Below are 15,249 nucleotides of genomic sequence, written 5' to 3'. Positions count from 1 at the left end.
TCAGCGGCGTCGGTGAATCTCGGCGACGGGGTGGTAGCGACGATTTCGCTCGGCCTCGGCGTCCTCGTGCGGGCCGACCTTGTCGTAGAGGCCGGTGCCGAGCAGGACCAGCCCGAAGATCATCGAGACGACCACCGTCGACATGGAGAAGTTCAGGAAGTTGGCGTCGGTCTGCAGCACCGACATCAGCAGAATGCTGGTGACCAGGAAGACGACCCCGGCGGTGAGGTTCATGTAGTGGCCGAGGTTGCCGCGCCGGGACGCGCCGACGATGAGTACGGCCCCGAAGACGATGGAGACCAACGAGAACGCCAGGTTGGTGCGGAGGCCGAGAGCCCAGTCGCCGTTGCGACCGAAGAGCGGTTGGCCCCAGGTGAGCGCGGTGCCCCAGACGCCGAAGATCAGGATGTAGAGCCCGATCAGGCCGGAGAGCACCCGGTAGAACGGCCGCGCCGGATGGTTGATCGGAAAGTGCGGCATCGACGCCTCCACACCAAAAGGGAACAACAACGACATTGTTCCCCAGTCGGGCAGCCGATGCGGGCGGATGCGCAACCCCGACAGGTTTTCGCCGGAGCCCGACCCGCGCAGGGATCAAGCCTGACCGCCCGGAGCGGGTCGGGCTCCGGCGACAACCACAACCGGAACAGAGAAGACCTCAGAGCACGAGCCGAGCCTTCTGCCACGCCTCGTGCTCCTCGTCGGTACCGACCTTGCTGTACATGCCGGCCATCAGCAGCGCCAGGCTGAGCACCATGTACACGATGACCGTGGCGACGCTCAGGTTGAAGATGTTGGCCTCGGTCCGGATGAAGGCGAGACCGGCCAGGCTGACCACCATGATCAGGTACGCCGACCACTGGTTGATCAGCACGTCGAGGTTGCGCCCGATGGCGGTGCCGGCCAGCACGATCGCGCCGACCACGATGCTGAACAGCGAGAAACCGAGGTTCGTGCCCTGACCCAGGGCCTGGGTGTCGCTGCGGCCGAAGAAGGGCTCGCCGGTGCTGGCGAGGAAGCCGATCACTCCGAAGACCACCAGGTACAGACCGATCAGCCCGCCGATCGCCCGGAAGATCGGCCGCGCGGGGTGGTTGACGGGGGTGTGGGCCATGTCAGTGTCTCCAACGCCGTTGGGTGAGGGTCGACGACGATTCTCCCGCATCCGATGGTGTGACGCCGCACACGGGGTACCGAAGGCGCAGGCAGCGGCCGGTCGGCGGGTCAGCTCGCCGGAATCTCGTCGGCCAGGGTGAGCCACGCCTGCTCGACTTCCTCCCGTTCGCTGCGTACCTGGGTGAGCTGGGCGTCCAGCTCAGCCACTCTGGTGTAGTCGGTGGCGTTCGCAGCGAGCTGGTCCAGCAGCGCGGCTTCCTTCTGCTCCAGCTTCCCGACCTGCCGTTCGAGGCGGGCCAGTTCCTTGCGGGCCTGCCGGGCCTCCGCGGCGCTCATTCCACCGGCGTCGGCCGGGCCGGTGGTCGGAGTCACGGATGCCGGGGTACGCCCCGGTCCCGGTCGATCGTTGGTGCGGGCGAGGTACTCGTCGACACCGCCGGGCAGGTGCACCAGCCGACCGTCGCCGAACATGCCGTACGCCGAGTCGGTCACCCGCTCGATGAGGTAGCGGTCGTGGCTGGCCACCACGATGGTGCCGGGCCAGGAGTCGAGCAGGTCCTCCAACGCGGCCAGGGTGTCCGTGTCGAGATCGTTGGTGGGCTCGTCGAGCAGCAGCACGTTCGGTTCGCCGGCAAGCAGTCGCAGCATCTGCAGCCGACGCCGCTCGCCGCCGGAGAGGTCACCGACCGGGGTCCAGAGCCGCCGGTCGTCGAAGCCGAACACCTCGGCGAGTTGGGCGGCGGAGATCTCCCGATCGCCGAGGCGGACCCGCCGGGCGACCTCCTCGACCGCTTCGAGTACGCGCAGCTCGCTGGGCAGCTCGGCGAGTTCCTGGGAGAGGAAGGCGGGTCGTACGGTGCTACCGGTGATCAACCGTCCACGGTCGGGGTGGGTGACGCCGGCGAGCATCCGCAGCAGGGTGGTCTTGCCCGCGCCGTTGGCACCGAGGATGGCGACCCGGTCCCCGGGGCCGACCTGCCAGGTGACGCCGTCGAGGATGGTCTTGGGGCCGGCGTGCAACCGGATGTCTTCCAGGTCGTACACCTGCTTGCCGAGCCGGGCGGTGGCCAACCGTTGCAGCGACATGGTGTCGCGCGGCGGCGGCACGTCGGCGATGAGGGCGTTGGCGGCGTCGATGCGGAACTTTGGCTTCGAGGTGCGGGCCGGGGGGCCACGACGAAGCCAGGCGATCTCCTTGCGGAGCAGGTTCTGCCGGCGTGCCTCGGTGGCGGCGGCGATTCGTTCCCGTTCGGCTCGGGCCAGGATCCAGGCCGCGTAGCCACCCTCGTAGGCCCGTACGGTCTGATCGACGACTTCCCAGGTGGTGGTGCATACGGCGTCGAGGAACCAGCGGTCGTGGGTGACCACGACCAGGGCACCCTTGCGGCTGAGCAGGTGCCGGGCCAGCCAGTCGACGCCGCTGACGTCGAGGTGGTTGGTGGGCTCGTCGAGGATGAGCAGGTCGGCGTCGCGGACCAGCAGGGCGGCTAGCGCCACCCGGCGGCGCTCACCGCCGGACATCGGCCCGACCGGGGCGTCCAGGCCCAGGTGGGGCATGCCGAGCCCGTCGAGGATGGCGCGTACGCCGGCGTCGCCGGCCCATTCGTGCTCCGCGCCCATGCTCTCGGCGAGCCACTCGGTGCCCAGGACGACGTCGCGGACGGTGGCCTCGGGGCTGAGGGTGAGATTCTGTGGCAGCCAGGCGACCCGCAGGTCGCGGCGGTGGGTGACCCGGCCGTCGTCGGGCTGTTCGGTCCGGGTCAGCAGTCGTAGCAGGGTGGACTTGCCGGCGCCGTTGAGCCCGACGACGCCGATCCGGTCGGCGTCATCCAGGCCGAGCGAGACATCGGTGAGCAGTGGCCCGGCCGCGCCGTAGCCCTTGGACACCCGGTCCAGGTTGACGATGTTGGCCACATACCCACCTTTCATGATCAAGGCGTCCCGGTGCCGGCGGGCACCTGGGGACGCCTGTCGTTCCAGGGTACGTGGAGCAACCTCGCCCTCGGCGTCCGCCCGACCGGACCCGCCCCTACCTGCGGACCCCGTCGGCGCCAGGCGGGGGCGTCAGGTGATCCGGGCGCCGTGCACCGGGCCGTGGGCGGTGCGGGCCTGCCGGCACACCCCGGCGGCCTCCAGCTCGGCGGCGACGCGTTCGGCGTCGGCGGCGTCGGCGACGAGGAACGCGCAGGTGGGTCCGGAGCCGGAGACGATGCCGGCCAGCGCCCCGGCCGCCTCGCCGGCCTTCAGAGTGGTCGCCAGCGACGGCCGCATGGCCAGGGCTGCGTCCTGGAGGTCGTTGCCGAGGCTCGGGGCGAGCACCCGGGGGTCGCGCTGCCGCAGCGCGGCGAGCAGGCCGTCGGTGCTGCCCAGGGGCGGCCCGGCGGCACCAGCCTCGCGGAGCCGGTCGAGTTCCCGGTACGCCTCCGGGGTGGACAGACCGCCGTCGGCGATGGCGACCACCCAGTGCCAGGAGGTGGGCCGGGCCAGCACCGGGCTGACCGTCTCACCTCGGCCGGTGCCCAGCGCGGTCCCGCCGTGAATCAGGAAGGGCACGTCCGAGCCGAGGTCGGCGGCGATGCTCGCCAACTCGTCACGGGACAGACCGGTGCCCCACAACGCGTCGCAGGCGACCAGCGCGGCTGCCGCGTCCGCGCTGCCGCCGGCGAGCCCACCGGCCAGCGGGATCTGCTTGCGCAGGTGCAGTCGGGCGTGCGGCATCACGCCGGCGTACCCGGCGAGGGCGTGCGCCGCCCGGATGATCAGGTTGGAGTCGTCGAGGGCGAGTTCCCCGGTGCCCTCGCCCTCCATGGTGAGGGTCAGCGTGTCGCCACGACGCGCGGTCAGCTCGTCGTAGATCGAGATCGCGTGGTAGACCGTGTTCAGCTCGTGGTAGCCGTCCCGACGCAGCGGACCGACCCCCAGGTGCAGGTTGACCTTGGCGGGCACCCGTACCCGGACCGGACCGCTCGCCCCGCGCGGCTCATCGTCCTCCGGACGCCAGGCCTCGGTCACGGGGTGATGTCCCGCACTGACAACCGCACGTCGAACGGCTTAGTCACGATCAGCTCCTCGGCGGAGTCGGCAGCCAGCTCGTACCGGCCGTCGACGAGGTCGTACGCGTACACGTGCACGGGATTCTGCTCGATCCGCCAGTAGTGCGGGATGCCGGCGTCGGCGTAGTCGGCAGGCTTCTCCAGTCGATCCCGACGTCGGGTGCCGGATGAGACGACCTCGACGGCGAGCACCACCTGCTCGGCGTCGACGTAGTGGTTGTCGGCGACGACCGGGCGCTTGATCAGCACCACGTCGGGCTCGAAGGTGTTGCGATGGTTGATCGCCACCCCGACCGCGGTGGCGGGCGCGACATCGTCGGGCGCGTTGTGGAACAGCCACATCCAGAGCCGGTTGGCGATGTTCTGGTGACCGATGGTGGGGGAAGGGACCAAGACCAGGACTCCGTCACGCAGCTCGACGCGGGGGGCGTCGTCGGGGAGGGCCAGCACGTCCTCGATGGTGTGGTTGGCCAGGCGTTGCCGGACCGGGTCCGGGCCCCACATGCCGGACCCGTCGGGGTCGATCGGCTGCGCGGTCACTGGTACACCTCCTCGGCGGGCACTGCCTCAGCCTACTGTGCTCCCGGCGTACGACTCGGGGCCGACGCGGCCACGGCGGCGAACTGCTCGACGGTGAGTGACTCGCCGCGTGCGCCGGGGTCGATCCCGGCGGCGGTGAGCGCGGCGGCGGCCCGGTCGGCGCCGCCGGCCCAGCCGGCCAGGGCGGCGCGCAGGGTCTTGCGCCGCTGCGCGAAGGCGGCGTCCACCACGGCGAAGACCTGGTTTCGGGGGACGTCGGCGCGGGGCGGTTCGCGGCGGGTGAAGGCGACCAGGCCGGAGTCGACGTTGGGCACCGGCCAGAACACGTTCGGCGGCACCTTCCCGGCGGCGCGGGCGTGGGCGTACCAGGCGAGCTTGACCGACGGTATGCCGTACACCTTGGAACCGGGACCCGCCACGAGCCGGTCGGCGACCTCCTTCTGCACCATCACCAGCCCGTGCCGGAGGCTGGGCAACTCGGCCAGCAGGTGCAGCACCACGGGTACCGCGACGTTGTACGGCAGGTTCGCCACCAACGCGGTGGGTGCCGGGTCGGCCAGGTCGGCGGCGGTGATCCGCAGCGCGTCCGCGTGGTGCACGCTGAGCCGGTCGGCGGCCGGGCCGGCATGCCGGGCGGCGGTGCCGGCGAGCGCACCGGCCAGCGTGGCGTCGATCTCGACGGCGTGCACGTGGGCGGCGGCGGGCAGCAGGGCGAGGGTGAGCGAGCCCAACCCGGGGCCGACCTCCAGCGCCACGTCGTCGGGGGCGAGCCCGGCGGTGGCGACGATCCGGCGGACCGTGTTGGGGTCGTGCACGAAGTTCTGGCCGAGCTTCTTGGTGGGCGCGACGCCGAGGCGGGCGGCGAGGTCCCGGATCTCCGCCGGGCCGAGCAGGTCTGCGGCCATAGCCCGACAGCGTACGGCGTAAGGAAGGGCACCTTATTAACGCCTCGTGTAGAGGAAGGGTCCCTTCCTAACGGTTGGGCCGCGAGCGAGCCGCCGGGGGCGGGTTCAGCGCCAGGGGCCGAAGGCGCGGTCGCCGGTGGTCGAGATGGCGGCACAGAGTTCGTCGAGGTCGGCGCCGGTGACGGTGGCCAGCGCCCGGACGGTCAGCGGAATCAGGTAGGAGGCGTTGGGCCGGCCGCGGTGCGGGACGGGGGTGAGGTACGGCGCGTCGGTCTCCACCAGGATCTGGTCGAGCGGGGTCAACGCTGCCGCCTCGCGCAGCGCCCCGGCGCTGGCGAAGGTCACGGTGCCGGCGAAGCTGAGCAGATAGCCCCGGCGGACGCACTCGGCGGCGAACTCGGCGTCGCCGGAGAAACAGTGCATCACCACCGTGTCCGGTGCGCCCTCGTCGTCGAGGATGCGCAGCACGTCGGCGTGCGCGTCCCGGTCGTGGATCACCAGCGTCCGGTGGTACCGCTTGGCGATGGCGATGTGTGCCCGGAAGCTCTCCTCCTGCGCGGCGCGGCCCTCGTCTCCGGTGCGGTAGCGGTCCATGCCCGTCTCACCGATGCCGCGGACCCGGTCCTGGCCTGCCAGTGTCTCGATCTCGCGCAGGGCTTCGTCGAGGTCGGTCAGCCGGGGGGCTTCGTTGGGGTGCAGCGCGACCGTGGCCACCACCGCCGGGTATTCGCCGGCCACCTCGACACCCCAGCGGGAGGAGGCGACGTCCACCCCGACCTGCACCAGCCGGTCCACTCCGACGGCGGCGGCGACCTTGATGGCCGCCGCGACCGGATCGGCGGCGTCACCACCACCCGGTACCCCGGCCTCGCTGACGGTGATGTCGAGGTGGGTGTGGCTGTCCAGGACCGGCAGGGGCAACGGCTCGGGTGCGGGTGGAAACTCTCCGGCACGGCGGGCGGCGCGCTGGCTACGGGACTCGGTCGGCTCGCTCATCTCGTCGACAGCATCACACACCGACCGAGTCCATCGGCACGCCACCCGGAGTTCACCTCGGCTACGCCCCGCACCCCTACCGTCGCGGAGTGGACGCGCGAAGCGAGCTTTCCCGGGCCGGCGGTACGGTGCCGGAGCGGACCGGTCTGCGGGTGGCGTTCGGCGGTGCGGTCTATCCGGCGGAGGAGATCGCACGGGGCGCGGCGTACGAGTTGTTGAGCGCCGACGAGGCGACAGGTTTCGAGTGGGCGCCCCGGCCGAACTCGGCGCTGCCCTGGCGACGGTTCGTGCACGTCACCGAGGTCACCGCAGTGCATGGGGCGACCGAGCAGGCCGAGGAGCCGGAGACGCCGTTGCTGGTGCCGCTGCACCGGGAGCGGGGCTGGTCGGAGGTGCACCGGCTCGCGCAGCAGCCGGCCGCCGCTGACGATCCGCTGATCACTGCGGTACGCGCCTCCGCCGGTGTCCGGCGGGGCACCCGGATGATGAAGATCCTCTCCGCCCGGCAACTCGCCGGCTACGTCCGGGGCTGGTTACCGCACGGGTTCTGCTACCGGGAACACGACGTGGCGCACCTGCGTACCCCGACGACGACGAGTGTGCTGCGTACCGACGGCGGCGATGGCCGGGACAGCGCGGACGTGACGTACGCGCTGCGCTGGCGGGCCGCCGACCAGGGTGACTACGACGTGCCGGCGGGTGCGGCGTACCGCGGCCTGGCGGCGCTGGGTGCCCGGGACCGGTTGGGTCCGGCGGTGCTCGGTACCGGCTTCACGCCGAGCAGCCATCATCTGATTCCGGAGTTCGTCACCCGGGACTTCGCCGACCTGCCGATGCCGGCGAACGCCACCCTGCTGGCCTATCCGGCGGAGGGTGTGGAGGTGGTGCTCTACGCCTACCAGGCGGAGCAGCGGGGCTGGCTACGGATGGTCGGGCCACAGTGGCGGCACCTGCTCGCCGAGGTGCCGGGTCTGTCACCGGACCAGGAATATGTGCCGACCGGGGAGGCGCCGCGCTCGACCCGGCTCGTGGGTACGCACGCGGGCGGCGAGTACGAGGCGGTCGCCGACCTGCCCGGCGGCTTCCGGGTCCTGGCGCTGACCCGGGCCGCCCGGTACCCGGTCGACGGGGCGAGCCGACGGCTGCGCCTGGCCGCCTGGCGGGGGGTGCCGTGTCTGGTGCTGCGCGAGGAGTCGGGCTGGCTGCGGTTACGGCTGCGACGGCCCGATCCGGACGCCGTCGCCGCCACCGGGGCACAGTGTCACGAACGGGGTGTCTACGAGACATGGGCCCCGGGCGGTGAAGTCACCGACGATCAGGTGGTGGATCACCCGTACCTCCTGTGACCTGCCCCTGAGGCTCGGGTGGCGCAGGAATACCGGACGTCCGCCGGGGAAGGCTCGGTTTCCCGCCTGAACAGGAGGACGAGATGCCGTTCATCACCGTCGGCACGGAGAACTCCGCGCCCATCGACCTGTATTACGAGGACCATGGGTCGGGTCAGCCGATCGTGCTGATCCATGGTTTTCCGTTCAACGGAGCGACCTGGGAGAAGGTCTCCGGACCGCTGCTCGACGCCGGATACCGGGTGATCACGTACGACCGTCGCGGCTTCGGCAACTCCGCCCAGCCGGCGTTCGGGTACGACTACGACACCTTCGCCGCCGACCTCGACGTGCTGATGACCGAGTTGGATCTGCGCAACACGATCCTCATCGGCCACTCGATGGGCACCGGCGAGGTGACCCGCTACCTCGGCGCGTACGGTTCGGAGCGGGTGGACCGGGCGGTGCTGTTGGCACCGCTGGCACCGTACCTGCGGCAGGCGCCGGACAACCCCGAGGGTGTCGAGGCCAGCCTCTTCGAGGGGTTCAAACAGGCGATCCTGCAGGACCGGTTCGCCTACCTCACCCAGTTCTGCGAGGCCTTCTTCAACTACAGCGAGAACAAGGGCAAGCTGGTGAGCGAGGAGGCGCACCGGGCGCACTGGGAGATCGGCGCGCGGGCCTCGGCACTGGCCACGTACCACTCCGTGGACGCGTGGGGTACCGACTTCCGGGCCGACGTGTCCCGGATCGACGTGCCGGTGCTGATCGTGCAGGGCGACAAGGACAACGTGTTGCCGTACCCGAAGACCGGCCAGCGGTTGCAGCCGATGCTGGCCGACAGCCGGCTGGTCACCCTCAAGGGCGCACCGCACGGCACCCCGTGGACCAACGCCACCGAGGTGAACCAGGCGATCATGGAGTTCATCGGCTCGCCGACCATGGCCCACGCCTGATCCGACGGCCGGCGCGCACCGCGCCCGGGGCACGGGTTCACGCACGGCCGCGATGGGCGCGCACCCCGAACGGGCCGCGCCCATCGCGGCGACGGTCAACTTTCGAGCCGGGCCAGTTCCTCGTCCACGATCGAGGGGTCGAGCTTGCGGAAGACCGGCTTGGGGGCCGCGAGCGCCCGGCCCACCGCGAGCGGTACGGACTCCCATCGCGTGCCCTGGGTGTAGTCACCGGTCAGCACCGGGTACGCCGGCCCGACGTCGAGGTCGGTGACCTCCTCGATCACCGGCATCGGGGCGTGCACCCCGGTGCCGCCGAGCAGCTCGTGGATCTTCTGCGCGGAGTGCGGCAGGAACGGGGTGAGCAGCGTGTTGGCGTCGCTGACCACCTGGAGGGCGACGTGCAGGATGGTGCCCATCCGGGGCTTGTCCGCCGCGTCCTTGAGTTTCCACGGCGCCTGCTCGGAGAGGTACTTGTTGGCCTCGGCGACCACCTTCATCGCCTCGCCGATGGCCTGCTTCTGCCGGTGCCGGGCGATCAGGTCGCCGACCGTGTCGAAGCCGGCGCGGGCCACGGCCAGCAACGCCTGGTCGGCCTCGGTGAGCCCGTCCGGGCCGATCGGCGGGATCTCGCCGAAGTTCTTCGCCGCCATGGAGATGGACCGGTTGACCAGGTTGCCCCAGCCGGCGACCAGTTCGTCGTTGTTGCGGCGCAGGAACTCGGCCCAGGTGAAGTCGGTGTCGTTGTTCTCCGGCCCGGCCACCGCGATGAAGTAGCGCAACGCGTCGGCGTCGTACCGCTGGAGGAAGTCCCGGACGTAGATGACGACCCGGCGCGAGGAGGAGAACTTGCGTCCCTCCATGGTCAGGAACTCGCTGGAGACCACCTCGGTGGGCAGGTTGAGCCGTCCGAGCTGGCCCGGTTCGCCATCCCGGCTGCCCTCGCCGGAGTAGCCGGCGAGCAGGGCGGGCCAGATCACCGAGTGGAAGACGATGTTGTCCTTGCCCATGAAGTAGTAGGCCTGGGCGTCACCGTCGGCGTCGCTGGCCGAGGCGGCGCCGCCCGCGCCGTCGGTGACATTCCAGTACCTCCGCCACGCTTCGGGGTCGCCGGTGCGGCGGGCCCACTCGATCGACGCGGAGAGGTAGCCGATGACGGCGTCGAACCACACGTAGATCCGCTTGTCGGTGCGCTCGCGCCAGCCGTCGAGTGGGATCGGCACGCCCCACTCCAGGTCCCGGGTGATGGCCCGGGGGTGCAGGTCGTCCAGGAGGTTCCTGGAGAAGCGGAGCACGTTCGGGCGCCAGCCTTCCCGGGTGTCCAGCCACTGCCGCAGCACGTCGGCCAGGGCGGGCAGGTCGAGGAAGAAGTGCTCGGTCTCGACGAACTCCGGCGTCTCCCCGTTGATCTTCGAGCGCGGGTTGATCAGGTCGATCGGGTCGAGCTGGTTGCCGCAGTTGTCGCACTGGTCGCCCCGGGCGCTGTCGTAGCCGCAGATCGGGCAGGTGCCCTCGATGTACCGGTCGGGCAGGGTCCGGCCGGTGGACGGCGAGATGGCCCCCATGGTGGTCTTCGGCACGATGTAACCGTTGCGGTACATCCCCTCGAACAGCTCCTGCACCACGGCGTAGTGGTTGCCGGTGGTGGTGCGGGTGAACAGGTCGTAGGAGAGACCGAGGCCGTGCAGGTCCTCGACGATCACCCGGTTGTACCGGTCGGCCAGTTCCCGTGGCTTCAGACCCTCGGCGTCGGCCTGCACCTGGATCGGCGTGCCGTGCTCGTCGGTGCCGGACACCATGAGCACGTCGTGGCCGGCCATCCGCATGTACCGGGCGAAGACGTCGGAGGGAACGCCGAAACCGGAGACGTGGCCGATGTGGCGTGGCCCGTTGGCGTACGGCCAGGCCACTGCCGCGAGAACGTGACTCATGGACAGAAAGCCTAGTGACCCCCGTGTGGCGACCGCGAACCAATAGGGCTCTGCGGTCGGTGTGGTGGTCCGGACCAGGTCAGCAGTTCGTCCGAATTGTCGCCGACACGCTGCCTGAGCTGCCCGATCAGCCACCCTCACCGGTGTCCAATGAAACGCGTGACTGGCAGCCGAGCCGCCCGAGACCACTCCGACGGCCCTTTTCCCGACGCCGGGCCGGAAACCAGCGCGCCGCCGCGTACCCAGGTGGTGGCGCCGCACCCCCGCGCGGTGCCCTCGGCGGCACCCGAGAGCGGAACCGGCGGCACCGAACCGGACCAGGCCGAACCCGCCACCGTCGAGTTACCGCACGGAGTCGAGGTGGAGCCGACGACCGGCGCGCCGGTGGACACGCTGCCGCGTCGGGTCCCGATCCGCGCGACCGGGCGTCGGGGTCGCCGGCACCGGCCCCTCGACGACGGTACGCCGGACGAGGACACCTTCTGGGCACCGATCGAGGAGGTGCACTGGGACGGCACCCCGGTGCGGCAGGACGCAGCGGGCGAGGGCGATCCGTGGTGGCGGCGGTTCCGGCCGGTCCGCCGGCACCGGGAGCGGAGCAGCCACCCGCCGGACCCCCTGGCGGGGTTGGCCGCGTTGATCGGGTTGAGCCTCGCGGCGGCCTTCTTCGCCTGGGTGAGCGCCGGCCCGCTCTGGCTCGCCGTCGGGCACGCCACCTCCGGCACGGTGACGGTCACCCGGTGCACCGGGGACGGCCTGGCCCAGCGGTGCCGGGGCATCTTCACGGCGGGGGACGAGGAGTTCCGGACCCACGGCGTACGGGTCAGTGGGGTGCCTCGGGACCTGGCGGTGCCCGGTTCGGCCCTGCCCGCCCGGGTGACCGGACCGGACGGGCACGTCGCGTACGCCGACCGTGGGGTGGGGGCTCAGCTGCGTTGGCTGCTCGGGCTGCTCGGAGTGCTCGGCTGCGCGGTGGGCATCGTCCGCTGGACCGGTGCGGCCCGGCTGCCCGACCCGACCGAGCGGCGTTGGGCGATCGCCGCCTCGCTGGCCGGTCCACTGCTGACCGCCTTCGGCTTCATGGTCGCCGCCTGGTAGCCGGCGGCGTCCGACGGACGCACCGGTTCACTGGTGTACGAGCGCGTAGACGTCGCGGCGGCGCAACCCGTACTCGGTCGCCACGTCCGTGATCGCGTCCCGGCGGCTCCGACCGGCCGCCTCCCGCTCGGTCACCGCCGCGCGCAGGGTGTCGTCGTCGGGGCGCACCGCGGGTGTGGCCGGAGCCCCGGCCACCACGAGTGTGATCTCGCCGCGCGGGTCGCCGTCGGCAGCCCACCGGGCCAGTTCACCGAGCGGGCGACGCAGCACCTCCTCGTACGTCTTGGTCAGCTCGCGGCATACCGCGGCGGGCCGGTCGGCACCGAACGCGTCGGCCAGGTCGGCCAGCGCGGCGGCGATCCGGTGCGGCGCTTCGAAGAGGACCAGCGTCCGTTCCTCGTCGGCCAGTGCCCGCAACCGGGCGCGCCGGGCGCCGGCGGCACGGGGCAGGAACCCTTCGAAGCAGAACCGGTCGCAGGGCAGCCCGGACAGGGCGAGAGCGGTGGTGACGGCGCTGGGGCCGGGCGCGGCGGTGACCGACACCCCGGCGTCCAGGGCGGCGCGGACCAGGCGGTAGCCGGGGTCGGAGACGCTGGGCATTCCGCCGTCGGTGACCAGTGCGACGACGTACCCCTCGGTGAGCACGTCGACCAGTTCCGGGGTCCGCCGCTCCTCGTTGCCCTCGAAGTACGAGACGATCCGGCCGGCGATGGTCACGCCGAGATCGCGGGCGAGCCGGTTCAGTCGGCGGGTGTCCTCGGCGGCAACCACGTCGGCGGCGGCGAGCACATCCCGCAACCGGGCGGAGGCGTCGGCGGGGTTGCCGAGCGGCGCGCCGAGCAGAATAAGGCGGCCCGTTTCGGACATTTCACCCACAGCGGCGTACTCCTTCATCGACAGGCGTACCGGATATGGGGACGACAGGCACCACCGGCACCCTTCGCAGCCTACGATCGCCGGGTGACGAGTGCGTCGACAGCACAGAGCGCGAGCCCCGACCAGCCCTCGGAGCCGGCAGCGACGACAGCCACCGATCCGACGGAGGGCGGCGTACCGGCGGCGATCCGCCGGCGGCTGGCCACCGTCGAGGCCGGGCTGAACGACCGATCGTGGTTGGCCACGGCGGTCGTGGTGGTGATCGCGGGGGTTCTCCGGTTCGCGAATCTCAGCCATCCGCCGGGCAAGATCTTCGATGAGGTCTACTACGCCCGGGACGCCTGGGGGCTGATCGACAAGGGCGTGGAGTGGAACTACCTCAACAACGCCCCGTCGTACGTGGTCCACCCGCCGCTGGGCAAGTGGTTGATCGGTCTCGGCGAGTGGGCGTTCGGCTACCACGACGCCGAGCACGGCATCTCGGTACCCGGCCACCTGTTCACCACCGCGCCGGAGTTCGGCTGGCGCTTCTCGGCGGCCCTGCTGGGCACCCTGTCGGTGCTGCTGCTGGTCCGCATCGGCCGCCGGATGTTCCGCTCCACGGTGCTCGGCTGCGCCGCCGGCCTGCTGCTCGCGGTCGACGGGTTCCACCTGGTGCTCTCCCGTACCGCGCTGCTCGACATCTTCCTGCTCTTCTTCGTCCTGGCCGCCTTCGGTGCGCTGGTGCTGGACCGGGACGCCACCCGCCGCCGCTGGGCCCGGGCCCTGGAGGCCGGGCTGGATCCGAACGCCCGCGGGCGGGCCGGCCGTCCGCCCGGCGGCTGGCGGAACTGGCCCTGGTGGCGCCTGGCGACCGGGGTGCTGCTCGGCTGCGCTTTCGCGGTGAAGTGGAGCGCGCTGTTCTTCGTACCCGTCTTCGCGCTGCTGATGTTCCTCTGGGACGTCGGCGCCCGACGGTCGGCCGGGGTACGCCGGCCCTGGCGCGACACACTGCTCGACGGCGTGCCGTGGATGGTGCTCGCCGGCCTGCTGATGGCCGTCACCTACGTCACGACGTGGTCCGGTTGGCTGTACAGCCAGGAGGGCTACTACCGGCTCGCCGAGCGGTACCCGGACGCCGGCCTCAGCGACACGCCGATCATCGGCCCGCTGTGGAACCTGGTGCAGTACCACCAGGCCGCGCTCGGCTTCCACAACCAGCTCGACGATCCGCACAAGTACCAGTCGTGGCCGTGGCAGTGGTTGCTACTGGGCCGGCCGGTGGCGTTCCACTGGACCGGCGACGGCCCCTGTGGCGCGGCGAGCTGCGCCGAGGAGGTGCTGCTGCTGGGCACCCCGCTGTTGTGGTGGTCGTTCCTGCCCGCGCTGGTGGCACTGGTCTGGCTCGGGCTGGCCCGGCGGGACTGGCGGGCCGGGGCGATTCTGCTCGCCGTGGCGGCCGGGCTGCTGCCCTGGTTCTGGTTCGCCCTCGACGGCCGGACGATGTTCTCCTTCTACGCCGCGCCCGTGGTGCCGTTCCTGGTGCTCGCCGTGGTCTACGTGCTGGGTGCCATCGCCTCGCCCGCGGGGTTGAGCGGCAGCCGAGCCGTGACCGGCCCCGACGAGGAGGCGAGCCGGGAACGCCGGTTGGTCGGCGGTGTGATCGCCGGGGCGTACGTGGCGTTGGTCGTCCTCTGCTTCGCGTACTTCTACCCGATCTTCGTGGGCTGGACGTTGCCGTACGAGGACTGGTCGGCGCGAATGTGGTTGGACGGCCGCTGGATCTGACACCACGATGGGCCCGTACGCCTCGGCGTACGGGCCCATCGTCGACAAATAGGACGCGCCCCGATCGCCTGCCACGGGGGAAGCGGGCGATTGGGGCGCGCACCAGCAGCTTAACCACCCGCGACCGGAGGCACAACGGGGCGACGCGGGTCAGATTTCCGACGAATGCTGAATGCGACACGAAATTCCGGCGATGGTTGCCGCTGCGTGACTCCGCGCGGACTCTGCGCCGCCGACGAGTCGCCGACCGCCGCTCGGCTGAACCGATCCGTCCAGCGACGCAGCTTCGGCGTGACACCGTCCGACAGCGAAGCGTCGTCCCACCTGGACGGTCGATCGAGGGGCGGCCTCAGTGCTGTTTCGGACGGCGCGGCAACCAGCCGAAGAATCGGTCCTGCAATGACGTCGCACCGCTGATGTGCAGATCCTCGGCAGCGGCGGCGAGACAGGCGCCCAGGTACACACTCAGCATCGCCCGATCCGTGCCGTACTCGGTCAGCAACTGCTCTCGTTTGGGCTCACAGGGCCACTCGGCGTCACAGGTGCCACACGTCCATTCGGGGGTCACCGGGGCGTGCCCGCCCACGCGGGATGGCGCGATTCCGTCCGTCTCCGCCACCGTGACACCCGAGCGATCCGTAACACCCGTCATCGCGCTCCCTTCCGCCTCCACCGGGGACGGCGGGCAT

Annotated in this window: 14 protein-coding genes; 4 read left to right on the top strand and 10 right to left on the bottom strand. The window is 71.3% G+C overall.

From position 1 onward, the window contains the following. The 7 genes from Vlu01_RS00545 to Vlu01_RS00515 all read right to left on the bottom strand — a co-directional run bounded on the left by Vlu01_RS00545 (position 1) and on the right by Vlu01_RS00515 (position 6,610). Positions 1 to 480, bottom strand: a complete 480-nt coding sequence (locus tag Vlu01_RS00545) for a DUF4383 domain-containing protein (protein ID WP_203990826.1) — start codon at positions 478 to 480, stop codon at positions 1 to 3. 178 nt (positions 481 to 658) lie between these two features. Continuing rightward, on the bottom strand, positions 659 to 1,114 hold the full coding sequence (locus Vlu01_RS00540; RefSeq protein WP_203990823.1) for a DUF4383 domain-containing protein: 456 nt from the start codon (positions 1,112 to 1,114) through the stop codon (positions 659 to 661). 110 nt (positions 1,115 to 1,224) lie between these two features. Further along, entirely contained in the window at positions 1,225 to 3,030 is a 1,806-nt protein-coding gene (locus Vlu01_RS00535; protein ID WP_203990820.1) for an ABC-F family ATP-binding cassette domain-containing protein, read from the bottom strand. A 150-nt stretch (positions 3,031 to 3,180) separates the two neighbouring features. Continuing rightward, positions 3,181 to 4,128 (bottom strand): 4-(cytidine 5'-diphospho)-2-C-methyl-D-erythritol kinase, encoded by a 948-nt coding sequence (locus Vlu01_RS00530; RefSeq protein ID WP_203990817.1) that lies wholly within the window; start codon positions 4,126 to 4,128, stop codon positions 3,181 to 3,183. Further along, the gene (locus Vlu01_RS00525) at positions 4,125 to 4,709 is read right to left on the bottom strand and encodes a Uma2 family endonuclease (RefSeq protein WP_239095608.1); all 585 of its coding nucleotides are present in this window, start codon (positions 4,707 to 4,709) and stop codon (positions 4,125 to 4,127) included. Before Vlu01_RS00525 ends, Vlu01_RS00530 begins: the two co-directional genes overlap by 4 nt. A gap of 32 nt (positions 4,710 to 4,741) precedes the next feature. After that, entirely contained in the window at positions 4,742 to 5,614 is an 873-nt protein-coding gene (gene rsmA / locus Vlu01_RS00520; RefSeq protein ID WP_203990814.1) for a 16S rRNA (adenine(1518)-N(6)/adenine(1519)-N(6))-dimethyltransferase RsmA, read from the bottom strand. Positions 5,615 to 5,719: 105 nt separating this feature from the next. Further along, on the bottom strand, positions 5,720 to 6,610 hold the full coding sequence (locus Vlu01_RS00515) for a TatD family hydrolase (RefSeq protein WP_203990811.1): 891 nt from the start codon (positions 6,608 to 6,610) through the stop codon (positions 5,720 to 5,722). A gap of 89 nt (positions 6,611 to 6,699) precedes the next feature. On the opposite strand from Vlu01_RS00515, the gene Vlu01_RS00510 reads away from it, so the two are divergent. After that, a complete protein-coding gene (locus tag Vlu01_RS00510; protein ID WP_203990808.1) occupies positions 6,700 to 7,956 on the top strand; it encodes a hypothetical protein in 1,257 nt (418 codons plus the stop codon). 83 nt (positions 7,957 to 8,039) lie between these two features. Beyond that, positions 8,040 to 8,891, top strand: coding sequence for an alpha/beta fold hydrolase (locus Vlu01_RS00505; RefSeq protein ID WP_203990805.1), 852 nt, complete (start codon positions 8,040 to 8,042; stop codon positions 8,889 to 8,891). 95 nt (positions 8,892 to 8,986) lie between these two features. On the opposite strand, the gene metG is transcribed toward Vlu01_RS00505, so the two are convergent. Next, the gene (gene metG, locus Vlu01_RS00500; RefSeq protein ID WP_203990802.1) at positions 8,987 to 10,819 is read right to left on the bottom strand and encodes a methionine--tRNA ligase; all 1,833 of its coding nucleotides are present in this window, start codon (positions 10,817 to 10,819) and stop codon (positions 8,987 to 8,989) included. 150 nt (positions 10,820 to 10,969) lie between these two features. On the opposite strand from metG, the gene Vlu01_RS00495 reads away from it, so the two are divergent. Beyond that, positions 10,970 to 11,917: a hypothetical protein gene (locus tag Vlu01_RS00495; RefSeq protein ID WP_203990799.1), complete on the top strand. Its 948-nt coding sequence runs from the start codon at positions 10,970 to 10,972 to the stop codon at positions 11,915 to 11,917. A gap of 27 nt (positions 11,918 to 11,944) precedes the next feature. On the opposite strand, the gene rsmI is transcribed toward Vlu01_RS00495, so the two are convergent. Next, complete coding sequence (rsmI, locus tag Vlu01_RS00490; protein ID WP_373307217.1) at positions 11,945 to 12,811, bottom strand: 16S rRNA (cytidine(1402)-2'-O)-methyltransferase; 867 nt, start codon at positions 12,809 to 12,811, stop codon at positions 11,945 to 11,947. A gap of 66 nt (positions 12,812 to 12,877) precedes the next feature. On the opposite strand from rsmI, the gene Vlu01_RS00485 reads away from it, so the two are divergent. Further along, positions 12,878 to 14,560 (top strand): dolichyl-phosphate-mannose--protein mannosyltransferase, encoded by a 1,683-nt coding sequence (locus tag Vlu01_RS00485; protein WP_203990792.1) that lies wholly within the window; start codon positions 12,878 to 12,880, stop codon positions 14,558 to 14,560. Positions 14,561 to 14,909: 349 nt separating this feature from the next. Here Vlu01_RS00485 and Vlu01_RS00480 read toward each other — a convergent pair whose 3' ends face one another. Beyond that, positions 14,910 to 15,179, bottom strand: a complete 270-nt coding sequence (locus tag Vlu01_RS00480) for a hypothetical protein (protein ID WP_203990777.1) — start codon at positions 15,177 to 15,179, stop codon at positions 14,910 to 14,912. Between the last annotated feature and the right edge of the window lie 70 nt (positions 15,180 to 15,249).

Origin of the sequence: Micromonospora lutea (assembly GCF_016863535.1) — a bacterium.
In the GTDB taxonomy this organism is placed as follows: Bacteria; Actinomycetota; Actinomycetes; order Mycobacteriales; family Micromonosporaceae; genus Micromonospora; species Micromonospora lutea.
This window is presented reverse-complemented; position numbering and strand designations above follow the sequence as displayed.